General features: G+C 73.2%; 14 protein-coding genes. 4 read left to right on the top strand and 10 right to left on the bottom strand.

Annotated features, from left to right (window positions below; translation table 11 throughout):
• Positions 1-77: 77 nt before the first annotated feature.
• The 8 genes from HPS36_RS09890 to HPS36_RS09855 all read right to left on the bottom strand — a co-directional run bounded on the left by HPS36_RS09890 (position 78) and on the right by HPS36_RS09855 (position 7,753).
• Positions 78-1,322 carry a glycosyltransferase family 2 protein gene (locus HPS36_RS09890; protein ID WP_173230017.1) on the bottom strand — a complete coding sequence of 415 codons (1,245 nt, stop codon included), beginning with the start codon at positions 1,320-1,322 and terminating at the stop codon, positions 78-80.
• A 214-nt stretch (positions 1,323-1,536) separates the two neighbouring features.
• Entirely contained in the window at positions 1,537-2,076 is a 540-nt protein-coding gene (locus tag HPS36_RS09885; protein ID WP_173230016.1) for a hypothetical protein, read from the bottom strand.
• Between the two features lie 5 nt (positions 2,077-2,081).
• Complete coding sequence (locus HPS36_RS09880; protein WP_173230015.1) at positions 2,082-2,411, bottom strand: transcription factor S; 330 nt, start codon at positions 2,409-2,411, stop codon at positions 2,082-2,084.
• Between the two features lie 482 nt (positions 2,412-2,893).
• Positions 2,894-3,985: a putative sulfate/molybdate transporter gene (locus HPS36_RS09875; RefSeq protein ID WP_173230014.1), complete on the bottom strand. Its 1,092-nt coding sequence runs from the start codon at positions 3,983-3,985 to the stop codon at positions 2,894-2,896.
• 88 nt (positions 3,986-4,073) lie between these two features.
• Positions 4,074-4,736, bottom strand: coding sequence for a hypothetical protein (locus tag HPS36_RS09870; RefSeq protein WP_173230013.1), 663 nt, complete (start codon positions 4,734-4,736; stop codon positions 4,074-4,076).
• On the bottom strand, positions 4,733-5,713 hold the full coding sequence (locus tag HPS36_RS09865) for an AAA family ATPase (RefSeq protein WP_173230012.1): 981 nt from the start codon (positions 5,711-5,713) through the stop codon (positions 4,733-4,735). The genes HPS36_RS09870 and HPS36_RS09865 overlap by 4 nt, the downstream gene beginning before the upstream one ends.
• Before the next feature lie 111 nt (positions 5,714-5,824).
• Complete coding sequence (locus HPS36_RS09860; protein WP_173230011.1) at positions 5,825-6,661, bottom strand: RAD55 family ATPase; 837 nt, start codon at positions 6,659-6,661, stop codon at positions 5,825-5,827.
• A 3-nt stretch (positions 6,662-6,664) separates the two neighbouring features.
• Entirely contained in the window at positions 6,665-7,753 is a 1,089-nt protein-coding gene (locus tag HPS36_RS09855) for a beta-ribofuranosylaminobenzene 5'-phosphate synthase family protein (RefSeq protein WP_173230010.1), read from the bottom strand.
• 176 nt (positions 7,754-7,929) lie between these two features.
• Between HPS36_RS09855 and hemC the strand changes: the two genes are divergently transcribed.
• From hemC to HPS36_RS09835, 4 genes are all read left to right on the top strand, one after another.
• Positions 7,930-9,093 (top strand): hydroxymethylbilane synthase, encoded by a 1,164-nt coding sequence (hemC, locus tag HPS36_RS09850; RefSeq protein ID WP_173230009.1) that lies wholly within the window; start codon positions 7,930-7,932, stop codon positions 9,091-9,093.
• Positions 9,086-9,970 carry a uroporphyrinogen-III C-methyltransferase gene (gene cobA, locus HPS36_RS09845; RefSeq protein WP_173230008.1) on the top strand — a complete coding sequence of 295 codons (885 nt, stop codon included), beginning with the start codon at positions 9,086-9,088 and terminating at the stop codon, positions 9,968-9,970. The genes hemC and cobA overlap by 8 nt, the downstream gene beginning before the upstream one ends.
• Entirely contained in the window at positions 9,967-10,725 is a 759-nt protein-coding gene (locus tag HPS36_RS09840) for a uroporphyrinogen-III synthase (protein ID WP_173230007.1), read from the top strand. The genes cobA and HPS36_RS09840 overlap by 4 nt, the downstream gene beginning before the upstream one ends.
• A 237-nt stretch (positions 10,726-10,962) precedes the next feature.
• Positions 10,963-11,364, top strand: a complete 402-nt coding sequence (locus tag HPS36_RS09835; protein ID WP_137717734.1) for a hypothetical protein — start codon at positions 10,963-10,965, stop codon at positions 11,362-11,364.
• Here HPS36_RS09835 and HPS36_RS09830 read toward each other — a convergent pair whose 3' ends face one another.
• The gene (locus HPS36_RS09830; protein ID WP_173230006.1) at positions 11,365-12,465 is read right to left on the bottom strand and encodes a DUF4382 domain-containing protein; all 1,101 of its coding nucleotides are present in this window, start codon (positions 12,463-12,465) and stop codon (positions 11,365-11,367) included.
• A 131-nt stretch (positions 12,466-12,596) separates the two neighbouring features.
• Entirely contained in the window at positions 12,597-13,922 is a 1,326-nt protein-coding gene (locus HPS36_RS09825; RefSeq protein WP_173230005.1) for a 5'-deoxyadenosine deaminase, read from the bottom strand.
• Positions 13,923-13,964: the final 42 nt, after the last annotated feature.

Raw genomic sequence — 13,964 nt, 5'->3', positions numbered from 1 at the left:
CGATCAGAGAGCGTCCGAGTCGGCCGGATCGACCGTCCGAGCCGGCCGGAAGCGATCGTCCGATTCGACGGACCGTCTCAGTCGCTTCCGACCTTCGTCGTCACGCGGAACGACTCCGGGGGGTTGAGGATCCCGGCGACCGTCCCCATCGAGTGGACGACGGTGATGAGCGGCGCCAGCGGGACCGCGAGCGCCCAGTGCCGGTGGTCGGCGCCGTAGTAGCGGACGCCGAGCAGGAACCAGCCGAGGGTACACAGCGCCAGCCCCATCGACGCGGCGAAGAAGAGCTCGCTGTAGACGACCGTCACGCTGAGCAGCGACAGCGGGACGACGAGCAGGGTGACGATCGGCGAGAGCGCCCACGCGTAGTTGCGGACCCTGGTCAGCAGCTCGTACCGGAAGGGGAGCATCGCGGACGCCCGGACGTTCCCGGCCGCCCAGCGGCGGCGCTGCTGGAGGATCTCGTACAGCGAGGGCGGGGCCTCGTTCCGGCAGACCGCGTCCGACAGCGCGAACGTCACGTCGCGCTCGCGGAAGGCCGCCCAGACGAAGGCCGTGTCCTCGACGAGCGTCTCGCGGTCCCACGTGACCTCGTTTTCGACCGACGTGCGGACCGCGATGCCGCCGCCCCACGCGAACAGCGGGATCGAGAGGCGCGCGAACGCCCGCTGTTCGATCTGGACGCCCATGCGGTACACGTCGGCCAGGTAGCTGAGGCTCGACTCCGTGCGGCGGGGCTTCTCGCGCAGCTGGACGATGTCGGCGTCCGGCAGCCCGTCCAGCGACTCGACGACGCTGTCCTCGTCGAGGTACAGCGCGAACTCCTTCCGGCAGTCGAGCGCCCGCCGGGCCCACTCCTGAGCGCGGCCCTTACGGACCGCGCGACACGAGAACTCCTCGGGGACGACGTGGACCGTCGCCCCGCGCACGTCGATGTCGGCCTCCGCGATGACGTGGACATCGTCGAGCCCGTCCGGCAGGGAGTCGACCGTCTCCTGGACGACCTCGGCGGCGTCGACGGTCATGATCCGGACCTGTACCTCGTCGAGGCCGTACTCGTTCGGGGGCGTCTCGTGGCCCGCGCCCACGATCGCGACGAGCACGAACCAGACGGCCGCGGTCGCGCCGAACAGCAGCGTCACGCCCCAGAGGGCGACCCCGAACAGCGGGGCGAGACCGCCGCCCTCGATCGCGGTGGTCGCCGCCGCCTGCGCGGGGGCGGTCCCCGGTCCGGAGACGACGGTCGGTGCGAGCAGCGTCGCGAGCCCGCCGACGACGAGCGCCAGCGAGACCGCGACCAGTGCGACGCGTTCGGTGTTCATCGTGCCTTCCCCTCCCTGCCCGACCCACATGAACCGTCCAAACGCTACGCCGGAATTCAGCCGCGTTTCGGTCGAGTTTACGGCCCCAATTCCGTTCAAATCGAATTAATCGCCCGACTGCGGTGCTGTGACCATCGTTGTACTGTGACTAGTTACCGCGGACCGTGATCGAGGCGTGGGCCGCCGGAGTCGCGCCGCGGACGCGGCGCGCGCGTCAGAGTTCGTCGATCAGTTCGGCCGCCATCCGCTCGCCGCGGGCGGGGTCGTACCCCTCCATCCGCAGGTGCGCCAGCGGGGCCACGTACGGGTTCCGCTCCCAGTGGGCCCAAACCTCCGTCGAGCCGTCGGGCGCGGGGAACAGCCGGACGTGGACCTGCCAGTCGCCGGTGAGCCCCTCGGGGCGGTGGACGAAGCTGCCCACCTCGTGGACCGTCTCCCCGTCGCGCTCGTAGGCGTGGAAGTACGCTCGGATCAGCTCCGAGAAGCCCCGGTCGGGGAGCATCGCGCGGGTCTCCGCGGGGCTCGTCGGGACCGTCCCGGCGTACTCGTCCGCGGGCGGCGGCAGCACCCGGACGTGGTCCGGAGCGCCCTCCTCGGGCAGCAGCGCGAGCAGCTTGCCGACCGCGAGCCGCACGCGCCAGAACCCGACCGCGCGGCCGAGGAGAAAGGCCGCGGGGGCGACGACTGCGAGCGCCACGAGCGCGCGAATGGCGGACGCGCGGAGGGGTCGTCGCCGCGATGGGGCCGCGTCCATCGCGGTCAGCTGTACCCGCGCCAGCGGTGGCCGCACTCCTTACACTTGAAAAAGCGCGTCGGCGGCTCGTCGGCGGCGCCGGTCTGTTTGATCGTGTACCACGCCTCGCCGTGGCCGCACTCGTCGCAGACGACGTCGTCGGCGGTGGGCTTCCCCTCGAAGCTCGCGCCCTCCTCCGTCTCGATCACCTCGTCGCCGGTCTGTTCGGTCGTCGACTCGAACTCGGCGGCGAGCGCCTCGTCGCGCTCGGTCGTGGCGCCGCAGTCGTCGTTCTGACACACCATCTCCCCGTCGCGAGAGACCATCATCGAGCCGCAGTCGTCACAGAACTGCATATACGTGGAAGACAGGGGATCGAGCGGTATAGGTCCGGTGGGTGCGGCCGAGACGAGGACGTGTGGACCGAAGGGATCCTATCAATGACCCTCGGCACCGAGCTCGGAGTCGACGTATCAGGAACTGCCATCGTCGTCGCCTCTCCGAGAGCCCCGGCCGCTTACTTATCGATGGTCGAGTGCGAATCGGCGACGGACACCGCCAAAGCCCCAGCCGCGAGGGCGACGTACGCTCGCTGCGCGCTTCACTCGGCCGCTCACTGCGTTCGCTTCCTCGTTCCAGTGCTTGCGTCGCCTACGTCGCCCTCGCGGCTGCCCCTTTGAGTCCGCCCCGCACCGCACGGCAACCGCACCTCACACCTCCCCAGCCTCGTCGCTGGCGGCTGGCACCGCCAGCGACTCCCTCGCGCGTGCGACTCGCGCCCTGCGGGCGCTCGTCGGCACGCGCCACCGGCCACGGAAATCACCGCACTCACGGCGCGTTATCCGCCGACTCGTTCTGTCGCGAGGTGGACTGCTATCCCGACGAGGAACGCGACGCCGAGGTTCGTCGCCAACGCGAGGAGGCCGATCCCGACCGAGAGCGCACGGTTGTCGGAGTCGGTGACGTTGCGCGCGAGGGAGACGGCGACGATCGCGAGGAGCGCGCCGAGCATCGCCAGCGGGAACGCCGCGATCAGCGCGGGCGTGGCGAAGAGGGCGGCGACGAGGTAGCCGACGCCGAGCACGACGTTCGCGCCGCCGGTGCGCGCGCCGAAGGCGTACTTGCCGGCCACCCCGTCGCAGCCGTGACACATGGGGACGCCGCCGAGCGGCACGGCGATCAGGTTCGTCACGCCCATGCTCGTCGACAGCTCGTCGGGCGTCACCTCCGCGTCGAGCAGGTCCGAGAAGAGGAGGGAGGTCGCCAGCGCGGCGTTGCCGATGGTCATCGCCAGCTGCGCGACCGCACCGTCGAACGCCGCCCGCGTGAGCGCCGCCCCGAACGCCGGCGTCGGCGGCGCACCGGGAAGGCGGGGCGTCGGCACGCCGGCGACGACGAGGGCGGTCGCGACGCCGACGGCGGCGACGGCCAGCGTGCTCGCCTTCCCGTGGCCCGCGAGCGCGACCCCGCCGGCGACCGCGACCCCGGCGAGCGCGACGAGCGGGTCCTCGACCGCGAGACCGAGTCCCGTCTCCAGGAGGACGAGGCCCACCGCGAACTGGACGCCGCGGACGACCGGCTCGCCGATCCACCGCTCGACGTACGCGAGCGTGCCGGTGCGTCCGATAGCGAGGAGGACGACGCCGAGTACCACCCCCGCGAGCGCGAGTTCGGCGTACGTGAGCGCGCCGGCGATGGCGAGCGCGGCGAGCGCCTTCATCGGCTCCACGGACACCGGCAGTCCGTACCGGACCCCCCAGACGACCTGGAACGCGCCGAACGCGGCGAGCGCGTGGGGCAGCGAGACATCCGTCAGCAGCGCCAGCGCGACGACGAGCGGGATCACCGTAATCGAATCCCCTATCGCCCCGGTGACCGCTCCCGGACCGAGCTCGACGGACCGACGCCCCTCGAAACCGAACCCTCCCACGGTACTGACGACGTACCGGGCGGTCAGGCTTGAACGTGTTCAGAAATCGGCGGCGGGTACTCGGCGGTCGAAGCGAAACCGCTTCCGGTCACTCGCCGTCGAAGGCGGGGTCGTCCGCCTCGACCATCGGACAGTTGCGGACGCGGAACTGCGAGAAGTCGACCGACTCCACTATCTCCGTCCCCTCGTGGGTACACGCCGTCTCCGGGGGCGCCGCGAAGTGCGGACAGCGCTGGCAGTAGCTCCGCTTGTCGACCACGCGCTCGTCGCCGGTCGCCGCCGCGCCCGGCGTCCCGGGAGTCGGGCCGTCCGTGTCGCCGAGGTCGGTCGCGTCGGCCCCGACGGCGGTTCCCTCGTCGAGCGCCGCCCACACGTCCTCTTCGCCGACGTCCCCGCTCCCCATCGACTCGAAGGGGTCCCCGTCGGTCGGCCCGTCGGCCGCGTCCGCGTCCAGTTCGGCGAACGGGTCGTCCGCGGGCGCGCCCGGTTCCGGGTCCGCGCTGGGCGGCGTGTCGCCGCGGTCGCCGGAACGGCCCTCGTCTCGGTCGGGTCCGGCGTCGTCTCCGACCCCCTCGCCCAGGGCCGCGAACGGGTCGTCGACCCCGCCCGCGTCGGGCCCGTCGAGGCCGTCGCCGGCCTCGTCGCCCGGTCCCTCGGCGAACGTCTCGTCGTCGAACGGGCCGTCCTCCGAACCGTCGTCGCCGAACGGATCGTATTCGGCCGCGTCGTCGTCGGAGCGGTCGTCGCTCATCGGCGGTCACCGTCCGCTCCGCCGTCGCTCGCGGCGGTGCTCGTCCGGCCCCTCGCCCCGCTCGTTTCGTCGCCGCTGGCGCCGTCCGCGACATCGCCGTCGATGGCGGGCCGGTCCCCGACGAGGAGCTTCGACGTACCGAGGAAGCCGGTGTTCGGCTCCAGGTCCTCGAACCGGCGCCCGCAGTGGGGGCACTCGGGGGCCGACAGCAGTCCCAGCTCGACGCCCCCGCCGCAGTGGTCGCAGTCGGCCGCCCGCACCCCGTGCCGGTTCGCCGTGCGCGTCAGCGCGTCGAGGCGCTCGCGGTCGGCGCGGTCGCGCTCCGCCGCGTCGAGCCGGCGCTTGACCCTGACGACCGCGTTCGCGACCCGCGAGAGCTTGTCGTCGATGTCGGACAGGTCGTCCGCGGATATCGCGTCGAGGTCCGCTTCGACGCCGTCGAGGCGGTCGTCCACGTCGTCGACCCGGCCGTCCACCGCATCGACCCGCCCGTCCACATCGTCGAGGCGGTCCCCGAACTCGTCCACCCGGTCGCGGACGGCGTCCAGCTCGTCGACCCGGTCGTCGAGCGCGTCCAGTCGGTCGCGGAGCTCGTCGACGCGGTCCGCGCTCGGCGCGTCGGCGACGGCCGCGTCGAGGCGGTCGAGCCGGGCCGCGACCTCCTCCAGCTCGTCGGCGAGGTCGTCGATCCGCGCCGCGGCCGCGTCCCCCGCGCCGTCCCCGCCGGCGTCGAGCGACTCGACCTCGCGGTAGAGGTCGACGAACCGCTGGCGGAGGTCGGTGACCTTCTCGTCGAGCTCGGCGTCGAGGTCGTCGAGGCGGGCCTCGACCGCCGCCACCTCCTCGGCGTCGGGGACGTCGATCCCCTCGGACTCCGCGAGCGCGACGAGCGCGCGCTTGAGGAGCTCCTCGCGGCTCACGCCGGCGTCCTCGGCCGCGGCGTCGAGGGCGGCCGTCGCCGGGTCGTGGTCGCTCATCGCGGATCCTCCGTCATCTACCTGCCGTTGAGCGGCGAGACATAAGTAACCTGTCGCGTCGTTCTCCGAATCGATAGCCGGCGGCCGTCCGCCCCGGCGTCGGGGCGGGGGCTACCGGATCTTCCGCACGTCGCTGATGTCGAAGCCGCCCTCGTGGATCTCGGTCTCGAAGCGGACGATGTTCTCGGCCTCCAGCCGCGAAAGCACGCCGCGGAACTCGCGGACGAACATCGTCCGGGCGCGCTGGGAGCCGCCGCTCTCCCACGAGAACTGGAGGGTCCCGCCCGCGGCGTCCATCAGGGTGCCGAACTCGCGGTCGCGGAGCGCCTCGGAGTTCACCAACACGAGGACTAAGGCGTCCCACTCGTAGGCCGCCTTCTTCAGTCCCTTCATCACCATGGCGACGTCGCTCCAGTCGGTGTCGTCGGAGACCATCGAGACGAGGTCGGTGACGGAGTCGATACAGACGAGGCTCCGCTCGCCGTGCTCGGAGAGGTAGTCGCCGAAGGCGGTGAGCACGTCCTCGTACTCCCCGCGGTCGCCGAGCTCGGTGATCGACGCCGTCTCCGTCTCGTACCAGTCGCGCGGCACGGGCGACAGCTGGAAGTATTCCGGCGAGAGGTCCCGGAAGGAGATCCCGTCGACCGCCGCGTCGACGATCTCGTCGGCCATCGTGTACCCCATCTCCCGGGTGATCGCCTCCGTGTCGGCGGTAAAGGAGAGGTAGTGGACCGACTCGGGCAGGGCCGCGCCGTCGTCGACGTCGCCGTAGTAGAGGTCGAACAACTCCTCGTCGGCGTGCGCCAGCGAGTTCATCGCCGCGCTGGTGTACGCGAACTCCCGGGCGCCGGCGCCCGCCTCGCCGGCGAGCAGCACGACGCTGCCGGACGGCGCCCCGCCGCCGAGGATGGAGTCGAGGCGCGCGACCCCGAACGGAACACTGGACATGCCTTACGCCCCGTCGCCGCGGGGCTTAGTGTTACCCCTCTCCGGGTCGGCCGACAGGGGGTCCGTCCCGCCCGCCGCGTCGATCCGCGCCCCGTCGTTCGACGCCCGGACGACCGACACCTCGCCGTCGACGCCGGCCCGATCGAGCGCGCTCTCGCCCGCCGCCAGCGCCGCGTCCGCGCGGGCCGCGTCGGTGACGCCGTAGACGGTCGGTCCCCACGAGGACTGCCCGGCGCCGAACACGGACGCGGCGCCCGACAGCGAGTCGACGACCGCGCCGACGGGCGGCCGGTACACGCCGCCCTGCTCGTCGGCGTACCACGCGCCGTTGAGCCGGCCGATCTCCGCGACCGCGGCCCCGAACGCCTCCGCGTCGCCCGTCGCGACCGCGGGGAGAACGCGCCGGGTGACGATCCCGCCGATCCGGTCGGCGAGGGCCGGGTCCGCGCGCTCGACCGCGGCGCGCATCGCGTCGTCCTCGGCCGGCCCGCTCCGGCCGGCGTCCGCGTCGGGCTCGACGAGCAGGAACCGCCAGTCGTCGGGGACTCGGTGGCGGGCGGCCACCGGCGGGACGGTCCACTCGCCGTCGGCGGGGCGGTCGGTGGTGAAGCGCGCCGTCGGGTGCCCGGCGTCGAGGACGAACCCCCCGTCCTCGAACGTCGCGACGCCCACGCCGGAGCGCCCGCCGCGGCCGAGGGCCGGGGCGCGCTCGCGGACCCGGGGCGGCTCGCCGTGAGCGGCCGCGACAGCGGCGAGCGTCGCCGCCGCCAGCCGCGTCCCGCTGCCGAGGCCGGCGTGCCGCGGGAGCGACTCGCGGACCGCGACCCGGGCGCCGTCGACGCCGAGCAGGTCGGCGGCCGCGGTCGCGTACCCGCGGACGTCGTCGCGCACCGCCACGGCGGATTCGGTCGACTCGGCGGGGGTCCCCGCGGTCTCGTCGACCGTCACGCGGACCGCCGAGGCCGGCTCCGCGTCGACGACCGCGCGGGGCGCCGCGAGCCCGACGCCGAGGGCGCCGTACAGCCGCTCGTGGGAGAGGCTGAGGTTACAGAAGCCGAAGTGGAGCCGGGCCCCGACGCTCGCGCGTGCCATCTCGTCCGCGCTTCGGGGCGGACGGATAAATGGCCCGTGACCGTGGCCGGAGTTGCCTCGGTACGCGAGGACGGGCGCGAGCGAGCCGGAACGCGCGCGTCGGCGCCGCGGTCGCCGAGGCGCCGCGAGGCGGCCGAACTGGTGCGCTTTTGAACGCGGGGGACCTCGGTCCGCGTATGACCGAAACGCTCAGGCTCGCGACCCGCGGGTCGGACCTGGCCCTCCGGCAGGCCGAGACCGTCCGCGAGGCGCTGTCGAGCCGGCGCCGCGACGTGGAGCTCCGGCAGGTGGAGACGCGCGGCGACCAGATCCCCGACGAACTGATCCACCGGCTCGGGAAGACGGGCGCGTTCGTGCGCGCCCTCGACGAGGAGGTGCTCGGCGGCGACGCCGACCTCGCGGTCCACTCGCTGAAGGACCTCCCGACCGAGGAGATGGCGGACCTCGTCGTCGCGGGCGTCCCCGAGCGCGCCCCCTCCGGCGACGTGCTCGTCCACCCGGACGGGCTGGGCATCGAGGACCTCCCGTCGGGCGCCGTCGTGGGGACTGGCTCGCTCCGCCGGGGCGCGCAGATCCGCGCGGCCCGCCCGGACCTCACCGTCGAGCCGATCCGCGGCAACGTCGACACGCGGCTGGAGAAGCTGCTCGCGCCCGGCCTCCAGGCGGAACACGAGCGCCGACTGATCGCGTCGGGCGAGGAGAACGCGCTGACCGCCGAGGGGGGCGGCGAGGGCGACGCGGACGGCGAGGACGCCGCCGGAGAGGGTGCGGAAGACGACGCGGGCGACGAGGTCGACGAGGAGTTCGAGCGCAGCGTCGAGGAGTGGTTCGACTCGCTGTCCGACCTCGAACGCGCGGCGATGGAGCGCAAGGTCGAGACGGAGTACGACGCGGTCGTGCTCGCCGAGGCGGGGCTACGCCGCTCGAACCTCTTCCACGAGGTGGAGACGACGCGGCTCCCGCGCGAGGAGTTCGTCCCCGCGGCCGGCCAGGGCGCCATCGCGGTCACCGCGAGCGACCCGGACGTGGTCGAGGCGGTCCGCGACGCGGTCGACCACCCGCGGACCCGCGTGGCGGTCACCGTCGAGCGGACGGTCCTCGGCGAGCTCAACGGCGGCTGCGTCGCGCCGATCGGCGTCGCCGCGATGGTCCAGGGCGAGCACGTCCACGTCCGCGCGCGGGTGCTCTCGACGGACGGCACCGAGGAGGTGGCCGGGACCCGCGACCTGCCCATCCGGTCGCACGCGACCGCGGCGGCCGAGTTCGCCGCGGACCTCGCCGACCGCGGCGCCGACGACCTGATCGCCGAGGCGCGCGAGGAGGCGGAGACCGATGACTGACGGCGGCGCGACCCCCGGCGAGGACGCCGAGGAGCCGCCGACGCGGCGACGCGACGACGGCGTCGGCACCGTCTTCCTCGTCGGCTCCGGCCCGGGCGACACGGACCTGCTCACCGTCAAGGCGAAGCGCCTGATCGAGTCGGCCGACGTGGTCCTCCACGACAAGCTCCCCGGCCCCGAGATCCTCGGCGAGATCCCCGAGGAGAAGCGGGAGGACGTGGGGAAACGCGCCGGCGGCGAGTGGACGCCCCAGGAGTACACCAACCGGCGCATGGTCGAGCTGGCCCGCGAGGGGAACCGCGTCGTCCGGCTGAAGGGTGGAGACCCGTTCGTCTTCGGCCGCGGCGGCGAGGAGGCCGAGCACCTCGCGGCCGAGGGAATTCCCTTCGAGGTCGTCCCCGGCGTCACCTCGGCCATCGCCGGCCCCGCGGTCGCCGGGATCCCGGTGACCCACCGCGACCACGCCTCCTCCGTCTCATTCGTCACCGGCCACGAGGACCCGACGAAGGAGGAGTCGGCCGTCGACTGGGAGGCGCTCGCGGCGACCGGCGGGACCATCGTCGTGCTGATGGGCGTCGGGAAGCTGCCGGCGTACACCGCGGAACTCCGCGACGCCGGCCTCGACGGCGACACGCCCGTCGCCCTCGTCGAGCGCGCCACCTGGCCCGGCATGCGCGTCGCGACCGGCACGCTCGACACCATCGTCGACGCCCGCGACGAGGCGGGGATCGAGCCGCCGGCGATCACCGTGATCGGCGACGTGGCCGCGACCCGCGACCGCGTCGTGACCTTCCTCGAGAACGCCGGCTCGGCGCCCGTTCGGTCGGCGAGCGACGGCGAGGACGAGGGCGACGCGAGCGGCGGTGAGGGGGCGTGAGCGGGCGCGCCGACCGGCCGCGCGTGGCCGTCTTCCGCCCCGACGACGAGCGGATCGAGTCGGCCGTCGAGCTGCTCCGCGAGCTCGGCACGGAGCCGGTGCCGGACCCGATGCTCGAAGTCGAACCGACGGGCGCGGTCCCGGCCGACGCGCCGCTCGTCGTGCTCACGAGCAAGACCGGGGTCGAACTCGCCGCCGAGGCCGGCTGGGAGCCCGGCGACGCCGACCTCGCCGCGATCGGGCCGGCGACCGCCGCGGCCGCCCGCGAGGCCGGTTGGACGGTGGACGTCGTCCCGGAGGAGTACACCTCGGCCGGGCTCGTCGCCGCGCTGGAGGCGCGCGTCGCGGGCGAGCGCGTCGTCGTCGCGCGCTCGGACCACGGGAGCGACGTGCTCCTCGACGGCCTCCGCGAGGCCGGCGCCGACGTGACCGAGACCGTGCTCTACCGGCTCGCGCGGCCGGCCGACGCCGGCGACTCGGCGGAGGCGGCCGCGGCCGGCGACCTCGACGCGGTCGCGTTCACCTCCTCGCTCACGGTCGACAACTTCCTCGCGGCGGCCACCGACCGCGGCGTCGACGAGGCGGCCCGGGCCGGGCTGGCGGACGCGGTCGTCGGCGTCATCGGCCCGCCGACCGCGGAGACGGCCCGCGACCGGGGGCTCCGCGTCGACGTCGTCCCCGACGAGGCGTCGTTCGAGGCGCTCGCGACCGCGGTCGTCGACGCGCTCGACGAGGGAGTTGGCCGGCGAGACTGACCTCCTCGGCGGGCGACCGGCGCCGCGGGAACCGCTCGCACGCGAGTCGAATCTCGTTGGTCGATAACCGACGCCGGCGTCGCCGCCGGCCGACGCGGCGCCGATACGGCGCCGACGGCCGCTCCGCTCCGCGGGCTCGCACGGAGGGGCCGCCGGATCGCTCCGCCCGAGGAGGCCAGTATCCGATACGATAATCGGAAGGTGTAATTTATACCCTAGTACGTGAGAGAGAGTGGCATGGAACCGAGCGAGCGCTGGCTGCTGCGGGTCGAGGACGAGGTCCTCGTGGTCGAGTTCCCTCACGGGACTGGGCTGAGCCCCGCGGACGGCGAGGCGCTCCTCGATCGCTGGCGGACCGCGACCGATCCCGACGCGATCGACGCCGTCGTGATCGTCGTCCGGACCAGCCGCCCGTGCTCCGACGCCGGCCGGCGGGCCCTCCGCGAGTCCGCGCAGATCGCGGTCGCGCGCGGCGTCGACCGCTTCGCCGTCGTCGGGCAGCGCTCGAAGCGGCGCTTCCTCAAGCGGACCATCGACGTCGAGGGCGTCGACACCGAGGCGTTCAACGACGACGACGCCGCGATGCGGTGGGCGCAGTCCCCCTCCGCGGTCGCGTCGTCGGCAGAGCGCTCCTCGTAGTTAGCTCCCGGTCGCGGTCCCGTTCTCGGCGTCGTCCGTCTCGTTACCGGCGGGAGCGTCGCCGCCGTCGGAACCGTCACCGCCCGAGCCGTCGCCGTCGGAGCCGTCCGCAGCCGTCTCCTCACCGTCGTCGTCGCCCTCGTCGTCACCTTCCTCGTCGTCGATCTCGTTGACGTCGACGTCGCGACCCGCGACGCCGCTGCCCGAGATGACGGGCTTGAGGATGTATCCGTTGTTCTTCCCGCGCTTGACGACGTTGATGTCGAAGACGAAGTCGACCCCCTCGTCCGGCGTGACCTCGAACTCGGTGGTGATCTGGAGCTTCTCGCTCGGGAGCTTCACGTCGACCTCGCCGCCGTCGACGATCCCCTCCACCGCGGAGACGTCGAGTTCGATCTTCTCGTAGCTTCCAGCCGGGATCTCCCCGTCGAAGACGGCGATGGCGTCGTCCTCGATCACCCGCGTGAGGTCGACCGTCGCGCCGTCGAGGTCGACGATGGTGAACCCGCGGTCGTCCTCGTCGGACTCGTCCGCGTCGTCCGAGTCGTCTCCGTCGTCCGAGTCGTCTCCGTCATCCGATTCGTCCCCGTCGTCGTCCGCGTCCGCCGTTTCGTTTGCCCCGTCGTCCTGGTCCGCCGTTCCGTTCAGCGACTCACCGTCGCCGCCGTCGACGTCCGTGGCGTTCTCCGCGGACTCGTCGTCGTCACCGTCGTCATCTCCGTCCGATTCGGTCTCGTCGTCGTCACCACCATTCTGAGCCTCGAAGACACGAGCCCGGTCGAGGGTGACGTCCAACCGGTCGAAGTCGTCGATATCGGCGGGCGCGTCGCTGATCAGGAGCCGGAAGTCGCCCGTGAGCGTCGTCGAACCGTCCGAATCGCCCGACCCGCCGGAGCCGTCCGAACCGTCGGATCCGTCTGACCCGCCGGACGACGGGAGCGATCCGTCGCCGGCACAGCCGGCGAGCAGCGTCGCGCTCGCGCCGGCGCCGAGGGCGACGACCTCCCGGCGACGGAACCCGTCGGCGGTCCCGGCCGTCTGACGACCGTCGCCCGTCGTTGCCTCCTCCTGCCCGCTCGTCGTTCGCGATGGGTCCGTCATGGTAGACTGATCCACGGGCCGTGTACGGGTATAAACCGGAGATACTCCGTCCGGATTTACGCGGATAAAGCCGCTTTTACCGCCGCTCGCTTCGGTTACGGGGCAGCAGGCGGGACCGGCCGGCGGCGAGGCTACGGTTCGGCGACGTCGATGCCAGCCGTCTCGGCCACGCGCTCCGCGTGTCGCGTCGCGCGCTCGCGGACCGCGGCGGCGTCGACCCCGACGTGCTCGCCGTCGGCGTAGCGGACCTCGCCGTCGACCATTGCGAAGGTCACGTCGTCGCCGTGCGCGGCGTACACCAGGTGCGAGAGCGGGTCGTGGATCGGGGTCGCCCGGGTCAGGTCGGTCGTGATCCCGATCACGTCGGCGCGGTACCCCTCGCGGAGGGCGCCGAGGCGGTCGAAGCCGGCGGCGCGGGCGCCGTTCTCGGTCGCCATCTCCAGCACGGTCGCGGCCGGGAGGCGCGTCGGGTCGCGGGCGTCGACCTTGCCGAGGAGGCTCGCCTGCCGCATCTCCGTGAACGGGTCGAGCGTGTTGTTACACGGCGGGCCGTCGTTGCCGAGCGCGACGGGGATCCCGCGGTCGAGGTAGTCCTGGACCGGGGCGATCCCAGAGGCGAGCTTCATGTTCGAGGAGGGGCAGTGCGTGACGACCGTTCCGGTGTCGGCGAGCACCTCGCGCTCGCGCTCGTCGGTGTGGACGCAGTGCGCGAGCGTCACGTCCGGGCCCGTCAGCCCGACCTCGTCGAGCCAGAGGACGTTCCGCTTCCCGGTGTCGGCCTCGACGGTCGCTATCTCGTCCTCGTTCTCGCTGGCGTGGGTGTGGATCGTCACGCCGTCGTAGCGGTCGGCCAGCTCGCGGCAGCCGCGCAGGCAGGCCTCGGTACAGGTGACGGCGAACCGCGGCGTCACCGCGTAGCGGACGCGGCCGTCGGCGGCGCCGTGGTACTCGCGGATGAGGGCCTCGCTCTCGGCGAGCGCGGCGTCGGTCTCCTCCAGCAGGCCGTCGGGGGAGTCCCGGTCCATCAGCACCTTCCCGAGCCGCGCGCGGATCCCGGTCTCGATCGCGGCCTCGAACGCCTCGTCGGCGTGGTTCACCGAGAGGTGGTCGACGACGGTCGTCGTCCCCGATTCGAGACACTCCAGGTAGCCCAGTTCGGCGGCCGCCCGAGTCGCCTCGGCGTCCATCGCGGCCTCCATCGGGAGGACGGCGTCGAAGAGCCAGTCGAGGAGGGCGGCGTCGTCGGCGATCCCCCGGCCCAGCGACTGGACCGAGTGGACGTGGCCGCCGACGAGGCCGGGCGCGACGAGGTCGAACGCGCGGCGCTCGTGGTCGGGGTAGCGGTCGCGGAGGGCGGACTCCTCGCCGACCGCGGCGATCGTGTTCCCCTCGACGACGACGGCGCCGTCGGGGATGACGGTCTCGGAGTCGGCGACGACGGTTCCGGCGATCAGCATGTCCGTCCGTTCCTGACGGTCGACTCCTAAGAGGCTGTCCCT

The sequence above is a fragment of the Halorubrum salinarum genome, from assembly GCF_013267195.1.
Classification (GTDB): Archaea; Halobacteriota; Halobacteria; order Halobacteriales; family Haloferacaceae; genus Halorubrum; species Halorubrum salinarum.
The sequence above is the reverse complement of the archived record's forward strand: the minus strand, read 5'-3'. Positions and strand labels throughout refer to the sequence as shown.

Excerpts from the sequence above, each read along its gene's own strand:
- HPS36_RS09890 (WP_173230017.1), bottom strand. The coding sequence starts at position 1,322 with ATGAACACCGAACGCGTCGCACTGGTCGCGGTCTCGCTGGCGCTCGTC.
- HPS36_RS09885 (WP_173230016.1), bottom strand. The coding sequence starts at position 2,076 with ATGGACGCGGCCCCATCGCGGCGACGACCCCTCCGCGCGTCCGCCATT.
- HPS36_RS09880 (WP_173230015.1), bottom strand. The coding sequence starts at position 2,411 with ATGCAGTTCTGTGACGACTGCGGCTCGATGATGGTCTCTCGCGACGGG.
- HPS36_RS09870 (WP_173230013.1), bottom strand. The coding sequence starts at position 4,736 with ATGAGCGACGACCGCTCCGACGACGACGCGGCCGAATACGATCCGTTC.
- HPS36_RS09865 (WP_173230012.1), bottom strand. The coding sequence starts at position 5,713 with ATGAGCGACCACGACCCGGCGACGGCCGCCCTCGACGCCGCGGCCGAG.
- HPS36_RS09860 (WP_173230011.1), bottom strand. The coding sequence starts at position 6,661 with ATGTCCAGTGTTCCGTTCGGGGTCGCGCGCCTCGACTCCATCCTCGGC.
- HPS36_RS09855 (WP_173230010.1), bottom strand. The coding sequence starts at position 7,753 with ATGGCACGCGCGAGCGTCGGGGCCCGGCTCCACTTCGGCTTCTGTAAC.
- hemC (WP_173230009.1), top strand. The coding sequence starts at position 7,930 with ATGACCGAAACGCTCAGGCTCGCGACCCGCGGGTCGGACCTGGCCCTC.
- cobA (WP_173230008.1), top strand. The coding sequence starts at position 9,086 with ATGACTGACGGCGGCGCGACCCCCGGCGAGGACGCCGAGGAGCCGCCG.
- HPS36_RS09835 (WP_137717734.1), top strand. The coding sequence starts at position 10,963 with ATGGAACCGAGCGAGCGCTGGCTGCTGCGGGTCGAGGACGAGGTCCTC.
- HPS36_RS09830 (WP_173230006.1), bottom strand. The coding sequence starts at position 12,465 with ATGACGGACCCATCGCGAACGACGAGCGGGCAGGAGGAGGCAACGACG.
- HPS36_RS09825 (WP_173230005.1), bottom strand. The coding sequence starts at position 13,922 with ATGCTGATCGCCGGAACCGTCGTCGCCGACTCCGAGACCGTCATCCCC.